This window comes from Allobosea sp. OK403 (genome assembly GCF_900113835.1).
In the GTDB taxonomy this organism is placed as follows: Bacteria; Pseudomonadota; Alphaproteobacteria; order Rhizobiales; family Beijerinckiaceae; genus Allobosea.
On record NZ_FOQV01000009.1, the window covers coordinates 128,779 to 144,182 of the forward strand.

Consider the following 15,404-nt stretch of genomic DNA (forward strand, 5'->3'; position numbering starts at 1 on the left):
CTTTGTGTCGGGACCGACCGGCCGATCGAGGCGCATGGCGAGCAGATCAAGGCCGGCGAGATCCCAGGCGGACGCTGCGCGGTGCTGCGCGTCGTCGGCAACACCCATAATCTGGAGCCCGCCGCGCTCTACCTTTATCGCGATTGGCTCCCAGCCAGCGGCGAGGAAGCCCGCGACTTCCCGATCTATTGCCAGCGGCTGAGTCTCTTCCCGGAGGTGCCGGAGCATGAGGCCGTCGCCGAGCTGTTTCTGCCGCTGAAATAGCGACCTGCGACGGCGGCCTGTCCCTTCCGATCGCTGGAAACGGTCAGGCTGCCGTCCACCCATCCCGTCCAGGCGCCCATCCCGTCCAATTGGAAGCACACGAGGCTGCCGCCCTCAGTTCTAGAAGATGAATTGCGCCCAGCCGGCGAGAAACTCGCCGCTGCCGGCCCCGGCCTGCTTCAGCCGCTCACCGGGCGTGTAGTGGACATAGGTTCCGCCGATGGTGAGGTGCTCGGTCGCGCTCCAGGTCAGGGCCAGGCTGGTCTGCTGGCCGATGAAGCGGCCGGTTCCGCCAGCGCTGCCCCGGACCGGGCTGAGCGGTGGCGCATAGAAGGCGTCCGCCTCCGCCTGTTTCCAGAGCGGGTTCCAGCCGAGCGTGAGAGTCAGCTTGGGGGTCAGTGCCAGCGTCAGGTTCGGCTGGAGATCGAGCAGGTTGGCCGGCGCGGCGAGATTGGCCTCGGAGAAATAGGGCAGTTTCGGAAACAGCGGATTGAAGGTGCCCAGCCGGTTGTCATGCGGGTTCCTGTCGCCGCTGATCGCGTCGGCGTTCAGGCCCAGGCGCGGCGAGAAGGGCAGGTTGGCAAAGCTGTAGCCGAGATTGGCCGAGACGGTCCAGGCGCGGATATCGGCGGTGCCGAAGCTGCCGAACTGATAGGCCGCCTCGACATTCCAGTCGAAGCCGCCGCGCTTGCCGAAGAGCCTTGCCCCGATCGTGTGCCGACGCTCGTTCGCCACGCCTTGCGCAAAGCGGGCCTCGTCGCGCTCCAGCCCGAGATAGTAGAGATCGGCCTTGAGACCGGGCACGGCCGGGACCGCCGCCGTCGCATAGGCGCCCCAGAACAGCTGGGCCGGGTCGCGCCCGTCATCGAAGGTCCCGGGCCGCGGCGCGACCGGACGCAGCAGGAAGGCGTCGATGCGGGTATCGCCGGTGCCGATCCAGGCGGCGCGGAAGCCGTCGAAGGCGCGGCGGATATTGGGGCTGTCGCGGACCGAGACCAGGCGCGAGGAGCCCAGGCTGATCTCCTGCCGGCCGCCGCGCAGCATGACCTTGCCATCAGCCGTGGGCAGCGTCAGCTCGCCGAAGGCCTGCAGGATATCGAGCTCATCCTTCTGCGTCGGCGGCGGCGTGCCGGCCCAGCCCGGCGCGAAACCACTGGCCAGTTCGAGGAAAGCCCGCGCATGGGGGCCCAGATGCAGGTCGGCGAACAGGAAGGAGCGCAGCAGCGCATAGTCGTTGCGCCGGGGCGCGCTGAGGCCGAAGACCGGGTCGCGCGCGGTTTCGTAGCGCGCCCTGAATTCGCCGCCCAGGGTCAGATAGGCCGAGCCCTCGCCGTTCAGAGGGATCCATTTCAGCGGATCGAACGGGTCGGTCCGCAAGGCCGGGTCGCGCAGCGGCGACCAATCCTCGTTGAAGCGGAGGCTTTCATAGGAGGGGCGGCCGGCGGAGGTCTGGGCCGGCGCCACCGTCGTCCAAAGCCCGAGCAGCGCGGCGAGCGCCGGGCCGGCGAGGCGCCGCAGGCGGCGACCCCGCCGGAATGCCGGGCAAGATCCCGACCGTGTGGCGCTCATGCTCCGCGCTCCGCCGGGGCCGCGCGATCCTCGCGCTGCGCCGAAAGCCCGAGCAGGTGCCGGATGACGGGCGCCTCCGGCCCGGCATGGAAGCGCGCCGCCTCGGCCTGAATATCGGCATCGGCCTGCGAGACGCGCTTGTGCTGGCGCAGATGCTCGGCCCAGGACTCGACCATGAACCATTCGACGATGCGCTCGGGATCGGCGGCATCCTCCGCGACGCCCCAGGCGAAGGCGCCGTCGCGGCGCCGCTCCGGCGCGAGCCGGGTGATGGCCGCCAGGAAGCCGGCGCGGTTCTCGCGGGCGATGCGGTATTCGATCGTGATCGTCACCGGGCCGCGATCATGCTCGACCGGTTCCACGATGGCGGGCTCGGGCCAATGCGAGGACGGTGTCAGATCGGCCTCGCCCGCCGGCAGCGGCAGGCGCAGGGCGGCGAAGGCGACCACGCTGAGCGCCAGCGCCGCTGCGATGAGCGTGCCGTGAAGGCCGATCGCCTCCGCGACGAGGCCCCAGAGCAGGCTGCCGGCGGCCGAGGCGCCGTTGAACACCGTCAGGTAGAGCGCCAGGCCGCGACCGCGCACCCAGTTCGGCAGAATCGCCTGGATGGTGCCGTTCAGCGTGGTCAGCGCGGCGATCCAGGCCCCGCCGAGGATGAAGAGCAGGATCACCGCGAGCCATTGCGGCGGCACGGCCGCCAGCGCCGCGATGATCGCAGCGGTGACGAGGGCGGCGCCGAGCATGAGGCCGTCGACGCCCGTTCGCGCCCGGATGTGCGGCAGCAGGACCGCGCCGCAGATCGCCCCGGCGCCGACCGCCCCGAGCAGCAGGCCGTAGAAGCCGGCGCCGCCTTCGAGCAGCCGGCGCGCCACCAGCGGCAGCAGCGCCCAGACCGCGCTGGCGCAGATGAAGAACAGCGTGGCGCGCAGCAGGACGCGATGCAACTCGCGGCTGGCGCGGGCATAGCGCAGCCCGGCCCGGAAGGCGCCGCCGAAATGCTCGCGCAGCGCGTCATCGGCCCCGGTCGGGCGCCGCCACCAGACCAAAGCGGCGACGACGAAGACATAGCTCAGCACATCCGCGCCATAGGTCGCGGCCGCCCCGAAAGCGACGAGCAGCGCGCCGCCGAGCGCCGGGCCGATCGAGCGGGCGATGTTGAAGCCGAGCGAGTTGAGCGCCACCGCGTTGCGCAGGTCCGGCTTCGGCACGAGCTCGGGCACGATCGACTGCCAGGCCGGCCCCATCAGCGCCGCGCCGACGCCGCCGAGGAAAGTCAGCCCGACCAGGATCGCGACGGTCAGCCTGTCGGCGAGCGCCAAGGTGAGCAGCGCGGTGCTGATCAGCCCGAGCAGGATCTGCACGCCGATCAGAAGCTTGCGGCGGTCGACGATGTCGGAGAGCACGCCGGCCGGGATCGCCAGCAGAAAAATCGGCAAGGTGCCGGCGACTTGGATCATCGCCACGGCCGAGGGCGAGCCGGAGAGGTCGGTCACCAGCCAGGCGCTGGCGACGTCGCGCATGAAGCTGCCGATATTGCCCAGGATCGTCGCCGCCCAGAGCACGGCGAAGACGGGCCGGCGCAGCGGCGAGAACGCCGAGGGTGTCGGGGCTTGCGGCGTCGGCGCCTGCGGGGCCGTGTTCGGGACCTCGGCCATCATGGTCGCGCCTCGCCGGTGGAGCGCGCCGCCAGGATCGCCAGCAGCGCGAGGCCGCCGATGATCGAGACATGCTCGAAGAAGATGTTCTGGTGCAGCACGCGCTCAGCTGCCGGCTTCAGCCAGAAGGCATGGGCGAAGAGCGTCGCGACCGCGGTGAAGCCGGCGAGCGCGGCCGCGCCGATCCAGGCGTGGCGGCCGTCCGCGATCAGCAGCGCCGAACCGCCGAGCTGGGTCGCGATGACCAGCACGGCGAAGAGCGCGGCCGGCTCGAACCCGGTCAGGCCGCGGACCTCGGCCGTCGCGCCGCCGAAATCGGCGAGCTTGGCGAGGCCGCTGAGCAGGAAGGGCAGGGCGACCGCGATCCGGGCGAGAAGCGCCAGCCAGGACCGGCCGAGCAAGGTTTCGACGGCCGGCTGGACGGCAGGGAGCGGCGAGGCCGACATGGCGCAAATCCTTCGATGATCTCTAGAGCATTTCCGCGTTTCTCCGAATCGCGAAAATACTCTAACCGTTTGTTTTATCGCATTTTCTTCACGCGAACCGGTGTCCACTTCGCTCGAAAATGCTCTGGCGTTCAGGCTCAAAAGGCCCAGCAGGAGCAGCCGAGCGCGCCCCAGAAGGCGCCCTCGTCCCGGGCGGGCGTGGCGGCCGCCAGCGCGCCGGCATGGGCATGGCCATGGACGCCGCAGGCGCTGGCGCAGCCGCAGGCGGCGGCGAAGGCATATTTGCGCTCGTCCAGCGCCGCGCGCTTCTGGTAGCCGCCGAAACTCCTGACCGGCGACCAGCCCGGCATTGCCGGCGGCAAGGGGGGCGCAAGGCCGGCATAGTCGCCCGCGCCATAGACCGGCTTGCCGCCGAGCAGGGTCAGCACGCTCTCGATATCCTGGATCTCGTCTTCCGGCACCGCCATGTAGTCGCGGTCGAGCACCACGAGATCGGCGAGCTGCCCGGCCTTGATCTGGCCCTTCTTGCCCTCCTCGGTCGAGAACCAGCTATTGGCCTGGGTCCAGAGCCTGAGCGCGCTCTCGCGGTCGAGCAGGTTGCGCTGCGGGTAGAGCTTGAGGCCGCCCAGCGTCCGGCCGGTGACGAGCCAGGCCAGCGAGACCCAGGGGTTGTAGCTGGCGACGCGGGTCGCATCCGTGCCGGCGCCGACCGGCACGCCGGCCTCCAGCATGCGCGCGATCGGCGGGGTGCGCTCGGCCGCCTTGGCACCGTAGCGCTCGACGAAATACTCGCCCTGGAAGCTCATGCGATGCTGCACGGCGATGCCGCCGCCAAGCGCGGCGATGCGGTCGATATTGCGGTCGCTGATCGTCTCGCAATGGTCGAAGAACCAGTGCAGGCCCTTGAGCGGCACGTCGCGATCGACCTTCTCGAAGACGTCGAGCGCCCGCGTGATGGTCTCGTCATAGGTGGCGTGCAGGCGCCAGGGCCAGCGGTTCTCGGCGAGCAGGCGCACGACGGGCTCGAGATCACCCTCCATGGACGGCGGCATCTCCGGCCGCTCGACCCGGAAGTCCTCGAAATCGGCGGCGGAATAGACCAGCATCTCGCCGGCACCGTTATGGCGGTAGAGATCGTCGCCCTGGCCGGGCTTGACCTGCTTCGACCAGCTCTCGAAATCCGCCAGTTCCTCTTTCGGCTTCTGGGTGAAGAGGTTGTAGGCGATGCGCAGGCTGAGCTCGCCATCGGCGTGGAGCTTCTCGATGACGGCGTAGTCCTCGGGATAGTTCTGGAAGCCGCCGCCGGCATCGATCACGGTAGTGACGCCGAGCCGGTTCAGCTCGCGCATGAAATGCCGGGTCGAGTTGAGCTGGTATTCCGGCGGCAGCTTCGGCCCCTTGGCCAGGGTGGAGTAGAGGATGGTGGCGTTGGGTTTGGCGAGCAGGAGCCCGGTCGGGTTGCCCGCGGCGTCGCGCTGGATCTCGCCGCCCGGCGGATTGGGCGTGTCCTTGGTGTAGCCGGCGGCGCGCAAGGCGGCTCCGTTGAGCAAGGCGCGGTCGTAGAGGTGCAGGATGAAGACCGGCGTGTCGGGGGCGATCGCGTTGATCTCATCCAGCGTCGGCAGGCGCTTTTCGGCGAATTGATGCTCGGTGAAGCCGCCGACGACGCGCACCCATTGCGGCGGCGGCGTCACGGCGACCTGGCGCTTCAGCATTTCCAGAGCCTGACCGAGCGAGCGCACCCCGTCCCAGCGCAGCTCCATATTGTAGTTCAGCCCGCCGCGGATGATGTGCATGTGGCTGTCGATCAGCCCGGGCACGGCGCGCCGGCCGCCGAGATCGATGATCCCGGTGTCTGGCCCGGCGAGCGCGCGCATCTCGTGCTCGGAGCCGGCGCCGATGAAGCGCCCGCCCGCGATCGCCACCGCCTGCGGGTTCGGGTTGGTCTGGTCGAGCGTGGTGAAGCGGCCGTTCACCAGGATGAGGTCTGCGATCATGGAGCTGGCTCCCGAGCCGGAGGTCTGGGCTGTGGCGGATCCGCCGAGAAGGGCCGACAAGGCGCCGGCCGCGCCGCCGATGGCGGCCTGTCTGCGTGTCGGGCTCATGAGGGGCTGCCTGCGCCGGGCTCGCTGCCGCCGTCCTTGGCTGCGGCCCGCGCCGGCAAGGTGCCGAAGACGTGCTCGCCGCATTCGCGCTGCAGCCAGCCGAGGCTGAGCCGTTCGCCGGCGATGACGCGCTTGGTGATCGGCACGATCTGCTCGCCGGCCAGGATGCCGAGCAGGCCGACCAGCGCCACCACTGGCGGCGCCGGCGAGCGCAGGTCGAGCAGGCTGTAGATCACGCCGACGAGCAGGCCGGCGCCCAGCGAGGCGAGGTAAAGCTTCATGGGGTCTCCCGGTCGTGGTGTGAGATGTCTTGGCGCAAGCGCGGTGCGGCTGCGCCGCACCGCGCCGGGGTCAGCCCTTGATGAAGGCGAGCAGGTCGGGATTGATCACATCGGCATGGGTGGTCAGCATGCCGTGCGGGTAGCCCGGATAAGTCTTGAGCATGCCGTGCTTGAGCAGCTTGACCGAGAGGCGGCCGGAGGCGTCGATCGGCACGATCTGGTCGTCCTCGCCGTGCAGCACGAGGGTGGGAACCGTGATCGCCTTCAGATCGTCGCTCTGGTCAGTCTCCGAGAAGGCCTTGATGCCCTCGTAATGCGCCTGCGCGCTGCCGGCCATGCTCTGGCGCCACCAGTTCTGGACTACGCCCTGCGAGACCTTCGCGTTCGGCCGATTGAAGCCGTAGAAGGGGCCGGCCGGCAGATCGAGGAAGAACTGGGCGCGGTTGTCGGCAAGCGCCCGGCGCAGGCCGTCGAAGACTTCCAGCGGCAGGCCGCTGGGGTGGCTTTCGGTCTTGAGCATCAGCGGCGGCACGGCGCTGACCAGCACTGCCTTGGCGACGCGGCCCTGCGGCTCGCCATGCCTGGCGACATAGCGGGCGACCTCGCCGCCGCCGGTGGAGTGGCCGATATGGACCGCCTCGCGCAGGTCGAGATGCTCGACCACCGCCGCGGCATCGGCGGCGTAATGGTCCATGTCGTGGCCGCCGCTCACCTGCGCCGAGCGGCCATGGCCGCGGCGATCATGGGCGATGACGCGGTAGCCCTGCGACAGGAAGAACAGCATCTGCGCGTCCCAGTCATCCGAGGAGAGCGGCCAGCCGTGATGGAACATGATCGGCTGCGCCTCCCTCGGACCCCAGTCCTTGAAGAAGATCGCGACGCCGTCCCTGGTGGTGATCATCGGCATGGCTCAGTGCCCTTCCTGAGCGCCGAACATGGTCTTGGCGTAGGTGATGCCCAGGCCGTAGGCGCCGCCGAACCGCCGAGCGATGCCGGTGGTCAGCTCATAGGTTCCGGTGCGGGCCCAGTCGCGCTGCAGCTCGAGCAGATATTGCACGGCGGTCATCGGGCGGGCGCCCGCCTGGATCATCCGCTGCATGGCGCGCTCATGCGCCTCCTCGGAGACGTCGCCGCAGGCATCGGCGATGACATAGACCTCGAAACCCTGATCGAGTGCCGACAGGGCGGGGCCGACGATGCAGACGCCGGTCCAGAGCCCGGCCAGCACGATGCGCGGCTTGCCGATAGCGTTGACGCGGGCGATCACGGCCGCGTCCTCCCAGGTGTTCATCGAGGTCCGGTCGAGCAGCGCCTGGCCGGGAAAGGCCTCGGTGATCTCGCTGAACATCGGGCCGGAAAAGCTCTTCTCGGCGACGGTGGTCAGGATGGTCGGCACGCCGAAGCCGGCGGCGGCGTGCGAGATCAGCGCGGCGTTGTTGCGCAGGGCGACGGCATCGATCGACTTGGTCGCGAAGGCCATTTGCGACTGGAAGTCGATCAGGATCAGCGTGTGATCCTGCGGCGTGAGCAGGAGTTTGCCGGGGGCTGCTATGGCGTGGGACAAGGATGGGGTCTCCGGTTGGAATCGCCGGGACGTTAGGGCCGCATCGCGGCGGTGGCCATTAGTTACGGGCGGGATACTACCTAGAGCCATGAATGACAAAGTAATACATCAAGTAACGCAAGACGATTATTGTCTTGTTGACCCGCTTATCAAATTCTTCGCGCAGGAATGGATGAGCCATGTCGTCTTTACGCTCGCCCGCCACGGCACGCTGCGCTTCGGCGCCCTGCGCCGCCAGATGCCGCCGGGCATCTCCGCCCGCGTCCTGTCGGCGCGGCTGAAGGCGCTCGAGGCGGCCGGCTATGTCGAGCGCCACGATCTGAGCGAGCGTGTGCGCCATGTCGAATATGCCCTGACCGAGCGCGGCCGTGCGGTCGACACGGCGCTGGCGCGCAGCGAGGCCTTGCTCCCGCCGGGCGGGGACGCGACGCCCTGACTGGGCCGCAAGATCCGGGCCGCAAGATCCGGGCCGTAAGAACTGAGCCGCGAGAACCGCGCGGCAACCCTCATCAATCTCCGCGACCGGCGCGTTTCAACCGTGGACGGGGAGGGCGGCTCCCGTGGCGGCTTTGATCTTGATCAACACGGCGCTTGGTCCAGCCGGCGTAGATTGAGAGATGAGCGTGAACGCTGCGGCCAGCGTGATACGCCGCCTCCCGAGGAACTCGCCGATGACGCTATCGTCTCTCGTTGCGCACGGGCTGTTCGGCTGGGCCGTCGCGGGCGTCCTTGCGATGGGGCTGCCTTTGGCGATCTCCGCCATGCTCTGCGCCATCCCCGCGAATATCGTCATGGCCAATCTCGTCACCGCATGGATCACCGGGGGGAGTTCCGCGTTGGTGCATCATGCGGCTGTCGGGCGCGGATCGGGACGGACCACCAGCCGGTGAGCCGTTGGTTGATCTGCGGCTTCCAGCATTGGAGGCCTCGGCCTGGCCTTATGACAACATGCAGGGAGCCGAGCATGCCGATGAAGCTTGACCATGATCATGCCGGCCACCCGCCTCACCACGACCATGGCGGCGGCCCGCCCCCGCATGGGGCCTCGGCCAGCCTCAGCGGCGAGCCTGTGGCGGCGCCGCGCCCGGCCGTGCCGCCGGGCACGAGCCATAGCTCCCCCACGATCTATGCCTCCGCCACGATCTATACCTGCCCCATGCATCCGCAGATCCGCCAACCCGCGCCCGGAAACTGCCCGATCTGCGGCATGACGCTCGAGCCGGAGCTCGTGACGGGCCAGGAAGGCCCGAGCCAGGAAGGCCTGAGCGACGAGCTGCGGGACATGACCCGGCGCTTCTGGATCGGGCTCGTCCTGTCGATCCCCGTCGTCATCCTCGAAATGGGTGGCCATCTCCTCGATCTCGGCCGCTTCGTCAGCCCGGCCATGTCGAACTGGGCACAGCTGCTGATCGCGACGCCCGTCGTGCTCTGGGCGGGATGGCCGTTTTTTACGCGGGGCTGGGCCTCCCTAGTGAACCGTTCGCTCAACATGTTCACGCTGATCGCGCTCGGCACCGGGGTCGCCTGGAGCTACAGCGTCGTCGCGACGGTGGCGCCGGGCGCGTTCCCGCCGACGTTTCGCGGCCATGGCGGCGCGGTCGCCGTCTATTTTGAAGCGGCCGCCGTCATCACCGTGCTCGTGCTGCTCGGCCAGGTTCTGGAGTTGCGCGCCCGCGAGCAGACCTCTGGCGCCATCAAGGCCCTGCTGGAGCTTGCGCCGACGATCGCGCGCCGGCTGCGCGCCGATGGCGGCGACGAGGAGGTCGCGCTCGACCAGGTCAAGGTCGGGGACCATCTGCGCGTGCGCCCGGGCGACAGGGTTCCGCTCGATGGTGCGATCCTCGAAGGGCGCTCCAATATCGACGAGTCGATGGTCACGGGCGAGCCTCTCCCCGTCGCGAAGGCGGCGGGCGCCAGCGTCATCGGCGGCACGCTCAACGGCCAGGGCGCCTTCGTGATGCGCGCCGACAAGGTCGGTCACGACACCATGCTCGCGCAGATCGTGCAGATGGTCGCCAAGGCGCAGCGCTCGCGCGCGCCGATCCAGCGGCTGGCCGATCTCGTCGCCGCCTGGTTCGTGCCCGCCGTGGTCGCGATCGCGGTCGCGGCCTTCGTCGCCTGGGCGCTTTGGGGACCGCAGCCGGCGATGGTCTACGGGCTGATCGCCGCCGTCAGCGTCCTGATCATCGCCTGTCCCTGCGCGCTCGGCCTCGCCACGCCGATGTCGATCATGGTCGGCGTCGGCCGTGGCGCGCGCATGGGCGTCCTGATCAAGAACGCCGAGGCGCTGGAGCGCATGGAGAAGGTCGACCTGCTCGTCGTCGACAAGACCGGCACGCTGACCGAGGGCAAGCCGCGCGTGACGGCGATCCGGCCGGTGGCCGGGCTACAGGAAGACGAATTGCTGCGCCTTAGCGCCAGCCTTGAGCAGGCGAGCGAACACCCGCTCGCGGCCGCGATCGTGGCGGCAGCTGGCGAGCGTGGGCTCGGGCTCGACAAGGTCGAGGATTTCGACTCCCCGACGGGCCGGGGTGTCATCGGCAAGGTGGCAGGACGCGCCGTCGTGCTCGGCAATGCCGGCTACCTCGGCGGGATCGGCATCGATGTCGCAGCGCTCGAAACGGAAGCCGACGCCTTGCGCAGGGACGGCGCCACGGCGCTGCTCGTCGCGATCGACGGCAAGGCTGCCGGCGTGATCGCGATTGCCGACCCCATCAAGCAGACCACTCCAAGCGCGATCGCCGCCCTGCGCGAGGCCGGTATCCGGGTGGTCATGCTGACCGGCGATAACCTGACGACGGCGCAGGCTGTCGCCGCCAGGCTCGGCATCGATGAGGTGAGGGCGCAGGTGCTGCCCGAGGACAAGGGCAGGATCGTCGCGGAGTTCAGGGCGCAGGGGCGTGTCGTCGCCATGGCCGGAGACGGCGTCAACGACGCGCCCGCGCTCGCCGCCGCCGATGTCGGCATCGCCATGGGAACCGGGACGGATGTCGCCATGGAGAGCGCAGGCGTCACCCTCCTGCGCGGCGATCTGGCGGGCATCGTCCACGCCCGCAAGCTCAGCCAGGCGACCATGAGCAACATCAGGCAGAATCTGTTCTTCGCCTTCGCCTACAACGCGGCGGGCATCCCTGTCGCCGCCGGCCTGCTCTATCCGTTCACCGGCCTGCTGCTGTCGCCGATCCTGGCGGCGGCGGCCATGGCGCTCTCATCCGTCAGCGTGATCGCGAATGCATTGCGCCTGCGCTTTGTGACGATCCAGCCCGCACCATAGCCGGGCGAACCGCCTTATCCACGTCGCCAAGGCAAGACCCGCGTCACCAAGACCCACGTCACCAAGACCAACATCACCAAGGCCCGGGCCGGCCTTTCCAAAACGGCCCCCAACACCGGAGGACATCATGCGTCGGCTTCTCACACTTTCATTCGTCGCCCTCGGCCTTGCCGCAACCGGCGCCGCCGCCCAGGACAAGATGACCATGGGCGCTGAGATGTCGGTGCTGCCTCAACCCTGTCGTGAGGCCCTGATGAAGGACATGGCCATGCCCAAGATGGGGGAAGGCAAGATGATGGACGGCAAGATGGCGGACGCTATGGACATGTCGAAGATGATGGGCGGCGCAGGCATGCCCGGCATGGATCAGATGCCGATGACCGAGGCCCAGAAGGCATCCATGCAGGCGATGATGAAGATGAGCATGCCGATGATGGCGACGCACCGGATCAAGGACCCCGACCTCGCCTTCAACTGCGGCATGATCGTGCACCATCAGGGCGCGATCGACATGGCGACGATCGAACTCAAGTTCGGCCGGGATGCCGCGTCCAAGACCATGGCCGAAGGCATCATCAAGGCTCAGAAGGCCGAGATTGCGGAGATGACCGCGCGGGTGGAGACGATGAAGGCCAGGTGACGCTGACAAGCGGGAGCGCATCGCCGCTGCCGGTTTCATGGACACCGCGATTGGCGCGGCGGAGCTTGCGTGCTTGGGCCGGCGGAAGGCCGGACCCGAGGGCCGCTTGTGTGCGGCTTCTCAGGATGAGGGCTCGCGTTCCCAGATCGAGGCCCGCCGGCCTTGGATTCAGCGCCCGGTCATCTTCAGCGCCGCCTCGGGCAGGCGCTCGCCCTTCAGGTTGATCCTGGCCGTGCCCTCCGAGATCTCCCGAAGGTCGCCGGCTGTCAGCGCAGCCGGGCCAGCGCGACCGTTGATGCCAGCCTGCCTCCGCTCACTTCAGGCTTGTTGCGACCCCGGTCGAGAGCGCGGTCGCTCCCGATACATAATAAAATGTTTCGAACGGGGAGCGGCTGGATAGATCCGCGCCGGCGGAAACGCCGAGCTCCGAATAAACCGATGCCATGAGCGATGTCCCGCGCGGGGAGCGGGCCTGGTGAAATCCCAGGCCCGTCTGGCCTTTGCTTCTCACGCCCTCGACGATCTTGTCGCCACGGCTATAGACGCGCTGCGATCCGGCGACGAAAAGCAAGGTGCAGGCGCTGCCGCAAAGACTGCCGGCATTCACCAGCGTGGTTGCGCCGGTCGCCTTGATGTTGCGGGCCATCGCGACAGCAGCATTGAGCCCGCCTTCGCCGGCGCCGGGGCTCGACAGGACAACGGTGCGATAGCTGCCCTGCGGCGCGACGTTCTCAAACGCGGCATCATCGCCCGGCCCGATCAGACCACGCACCGTCACGGTCGCGCCTGATTTCGTGACCTGCGCTGCATGAGCACTGGGCCCGGTCAGAAGAGCAGGCAGTGAAGCAACCAGAACCCCAAGGATGAGCTTCATGATGTCTCCAATTGTCTCAGGGATCTGGGAGGTTAATACGGGCTCGACCCGGGTGCGGTGTCAATAGGTTACGCAGCGTCGCTGCCGACCTTGCGTCGTCGTTGTTCGCGCTCCGGTTCCCCGTCTAGATGGAGCTGGGAGGGGGCTCGGCCCGCGCGGGATCCGCGCAGTCCCGTCCTTCGGCTTCCGTTGCCCGTCTATCGCCTATTCCAGCGGCTTTTTGAGGCCTCGAGGACCCAAAGCGCATTCGCGATTGGCGCCTGTGCCGGGCGCGTTCTCGAAAACACAGGCAGATCCCGGCGGATCACCGCACTTCCTGGCCATGTCACGAAAGCCGACGCAGCTATTCGAAGCCACATGCCGGTATCCAGGACCGCCCTTGCAGCCACATCCGGAACATGGAGTGTCATCGATGACGCAGCCCTTGGCGAGCGCAGGCGGCACGGGGAGGGCCCACAACAAGGCCAGAGCCAGAAAGCCAGCCCGTCCACTGGGCCGCGCGCGCGCTATTGAAACGATCGCTCCCATCCCGTCACTCGGTCGTTGTCGAGGGTGACACGCCGGGCAAAGCGCCTGACGCCAATCTGATCGCATTTATAGACGTGCCGGATTATCGTCTTCAGAGCTTTCTCTTCGATCTCGACAGGTTGGCCCCAGGATTGGAGCGATTGTTCATATGCCAGCTCGCGCCTCCCGCTTTAGATAAGATTTTTTTCAAAGGCCTGTTGACAGCAATCCTATGATGGGTCTAATGTCTTAATCGCACTGTGAATATCTGTGCCTGCCGCCCGGAGCCAATCGCTCGCGGGCGTTTTCGTTTCAGGCCGGACGCAAGCGAAGCCTTCAGTTCAAAGATCCAGACATGGCCAGAGGCGCTGCAAGGACGGGCCGCAAGGCCGGCGCAACGACGCGCCGGGCTGAGGCGGCGCCGGTCGTTGAAGGCGGCCTGACGCCGCTCGACTATATGCTCACCATGCTTCGCGACGAGAGCCTCGAGCCCAAGGCTCGGTTCGAGATCGCCAAGGCAGCTGCCCCTTATGTCCATGCCAAGCTTGCCACGGTCGAGCATAGCGGCGGCATCGCGCTCAGCCATGAAGACGCGCTCGCCGAACTCGACGATGAGCCCCAAGACGATGAATCCCGAGACAATGAGCCCGAAGGAGAGGGTGATCCGCCGCAGGCTGCGGGCTGAGTTCGAGCTTTATGCGGAGAAGGCGCTGCGGATCCGCACCAAGACCGGCGCGATCGCGCCGCTCCAGCTCAACCAGGCACAGCGATATCTTCACGGCCGCCTCGAGGCGCAGCGGGCGCGCACCGGCAAGGTCCGCGCGCTCGTGCTCAAGGGCCGCCAGCAGGGCATCTCGACCTATATCGGCGGGCGCTATTACTGGCGCGCCAGTCACGCGCGCGGCATCCGGGTGTTCATCCTGACGCATGAGCGCGAGGCGACGAACAACCTGTTCGGCATGGTCGAGCGCTACCACCAGCACTGCCCGCGGCTTCTGAAGCCGCAGACCGGCGCAGCCAATGCGAGGGAGCTTTCGTTTTCGCGGCTGGAGAGCGGCTATGCGGTCGGCACGGCCGGGGCCAGGGCGGTCGGGCGCTCGCAGACGGTGCAGCTCTTCCATGGCTCCGAGGTCGCGTTCTGGCCCAATGCCGCGACGCATTTCGCCGGGGTCGTCCAGGCCATTCCCGATCTGCCGGGAACCGAGATCGTCCTGGAAAGCACGGCCAACGGCGTCGGCGGCGAGTTCCATGGGCGCTGGCAGCAGGCCGAGGCCGGCATCGGCGATTATGAGGCGATCTTCATCCCCTGGTTCTGGCAAGACGAGTATCGCCGGCCGGTTCCCGACGGTTTTGCGCTCGATGCGGACGAGCGGATTTACGCCGAGGCGCACGGCCTGATGCTGGAGCAGATGGCTTGGCGCCGCGCCAAGATCGCCGAATTGAAGGATGAATTGCTGTTCAAGCAGGAATATCCGGCAACTGCCGCCGAAGCCTTTCAGCTCACCGGCCATGACAGCTTCATCACATCGGACGCCGTGCTGCGCGCCCGCAAGGCGCGCTGCGAGGGCATCGGGCCGCTGGTCATCGGCGCCGATCCCGCGCGCTTCGGCGATGACCGCTTTTCGCTGGCCTGGCGCAAGGGGCGGCAGGTCAGCAAGACCGAGAGCAAGGCGAAGATCGATGTGGTGGCGGGCGCGAACTGGATCAGGCAGGTGATCGACTTGGACAAGCCCGCCCGCGTCTTTGTCGATGTCGGCGGCGTCGGCGCCGGCGTCGTCGACATCCTGCACTCCTGGGGCGCGCCTTATGACGATATCGTCGTGCCCGTGAATTTCGGCTCCGAGCCGCAGGAGCCGGTCGAATTGCTGCCTGATGGCACGAAGAAGCCGGGCCCGCGCAACCGCCGGGCCGAGATGTGGAAGCGCTCGCGCGACTGGCTCGACGAGCCCGGCGGCGCCGACATTCCAGACCAGGACGGTTTGCAGGCCGATGCCTGCGGCCCGTCCTACCATTACGACGCGAACCAGCGCCTGCTGCTGGAAAGCAAGGAGCATATGCGGGCGCGCGGGATCAGATCGCCCGATGACTGGGACGCCATCGCATTGACCTTCGCCGAACCTGTCAGGGATCGGCAGCCCCGGGAGCGCCGCCCGCGAAACCCGCGCGGACGCGGCGCCTGGATGGGCGGATAGGACCGAACATGATCGCTCAAGACGATGATAACG

General features: G+C 68.0%; 15 protein-coding genes. 7 read left to right on the top strand and 8 right to left on the bottom strand.

Going from position 1 to position 15,404, the window contains the following annotated elements:
* Positions 1–264, top strand: a 264-nt coding sequence (locus BMZ97_RS23915) for an AraC family transcriptional regulator (protein WP_175525707.1), incomplete at its 5' end; no start/stop codon positions are given.
* A gap of 120 nt (positions 265–384) precedes the next feature.
* Here BMZ97_RS23915 and BMZ97_RS23920 read toward each other — a convergent pair.
* From BMZ97_RS23920 to BMZ97_RS23950, 7 genes are all read right to left on the bottom strand, one after another.
* Entirely contained in the window at positions 385–1,833 is a 1,449-nt protein-coding gene (locus BMZ97_RS23920; protein ID WP_092175714.1) for an alginate export family protein, read from the bottom strand.
* A complete protein-coding gene (locus BMZ97_RS23925; protein WP_092175717.1) occupies positions 1,830–3,488 on the bottom strand; it encodes an MFS transporter in 1,659 nt (552 codons plus the stop codon). Before BMZ97_RS23925 ends, BMZ97_RS23920 begins: the two co-directional genes overlap by 4 nt.
* Positions 3,488–3,934 carry a DoxX family protein gene (locus BMZ97_RS23930; RefSeq protein ID WP_092175720.1) on the bottom strand — a complete coding sequence of 149 codons (447 nt, stop codon included), beginning with the start codon at positions 3,932–3,934 and terminating at the stop codon, positions 3,488–3,490. Before BMZ97_RS23930 ends, BMZ97_RS23925 begins: the two co-directional genes overlap by 1 nt.
* 137 nt (positions 3,935–4,071) lie before the next feature.
* Entirely contained in the window at positions 4,072–5,931 is a 1,860-nt protein-coding gene (locus BMZ97_RS23935) for an amidohydrolase (RefSeq protein ID WP_244546583.1), read from the bottom strand.
* A gap of 104 nt (positions 5,932–6,035) precedes the next feature.
* Positions 6,036–6,320, bottom strand: coding sequence for a XapX domain-containing protein (locus BMZ97_RS23940; RefSeq protein ID WP_092175725.1), 285 nt, complete (start codon positions 6,318–6,320; stop codon positions 6,036–6,038).
* Between the two features lie 70 nt (positions 6,321–6,390).
* Positions 6,391–7,227, bottom strand: a complete 837-nt coding sequence (locus BMZ97_RS23945; RefSeq protein ID WP_092175727.1) for an alpha/beta fold hydrolase — start codon at positions 7,225–7,227, stop codon at positions 6,391–6,393.
* Positions 7,228–7,230: 3 nt separating this feature from the next.
* Positions 7,231–7,884, bottom strand: a complete 654-nt coding sequence (locus BMZ97_RS23950; protein ID WP_244546572.1) for a hydrolase — start codon at positions 7,882–7,884, stop codon at positions 7,231–7,233.
* A 172-nt stretch (positions 7,885–8,056) separates the two neighbouring features.
* Here BMZ97_RS23950 and BMZ97_RS23955 point away from each other — a divergent pair, with 172 nt between their 5' ends.
* The 4 genes from BMZ97_RS23955 to BMZ97_RS23970 all read left to right on the top strand — a co-directional run bounded on the left by BMZ97_RS23955 (position 8,057) and on the right by BMZ97_RS23970 (position 11,798).
* Positions 8,057–8,320 carry a winged helix-turn-helix transcriptional regulator gene (locus BMZ97_RS23955; RefSeq protein WP_244546573.1) on the top strand — a complete coding sequence of 88 codons (264 nt, stop codon included), beginning with the start codon at positions 8,057–8,059 and terminating at the stop codon, positions 8,318–8,320.
* A 235-nt stretch (positions 8,321–8,555) separates the two neighbouring features.
* A complete protein-coding gene (locus tag BMZ97_RS30875) occupies positions 8,556–8,774 on the top strand; it encodes a hypothetical protein (protein WP_139221307.1) in 219 nt (72 codons plus the stop codon).
* 74 nt (positions 8,775–8,848) lie between these two features.
* The gene (locus tag BMZ97_RS23965; RefSeq protein WP_244546574.1) at positions 8,849–11,158 is read left to right on the top strand and encodes a copper-transporting P-type ATPase; all 2,310 of its coding nucleotides are present in this window, start codon (positions 8,849–8,851) and stop codon (positions 11,156–11,158) included.
* Between the two features lie 127 nt (positions 11,159–11,285).
* Complete coding sequence (locus tag BMZ97_RS23970) at positions 11,286–11,798, top strand: DUF305 domain-containing protein (protein ID WP_092175738.1); 513 nt, start codon at positions 11,286–11,288, stop codon at positions 11,796–11,798.
* A gap of 313 nt (positions 11,799–12,111) precedes the next feature.
* Here the strand turns inward: BMZ97_RS23970 and BMZ97_RS23975 are convergent, their stop codons facing one another.
* On the bottom strand, positions 12,112–12,672 hold the full coding sequence (locus tag BMZ97_RS23975; protein WP_092175740.1) for a hypothetical protein: 561 nt from the start codon (positions 12,670–12,672) through the stop codon (positions 12,112–12,114).
* Between the two features lie 862 nt (positions 12,673–13,534).
* On the opposite strand from BMZ97_RS23975, the gene BMZ97_RS23985 reads away from it, so the two are divergent.
* The gene (locus BMZ97_RS23985) at positions 13,535–13,864 is read left to right on the top strand and encodes a hypothetical protein (protein WP_175525708.1); all 330 of its coding nucleotides are present in this window, start codon (positions 13,535–13,537) and stop codon (positions 13,862–13,864) included.
* Entirely contained in the window at positions 13,806–15,371 is a 1,566-nt protein-coding gene (locus BMZ97_RS23990; protein ID WP_244546575.1) for a hypothetical protein, read from the top strand. Before BMZ97_RS23985 ends, BMZ97_RS23990 begins: the two co-directional genes overlap by 59 nt.
* Positions 15,372–15,404: the final 33 nt, after the last annotated feature.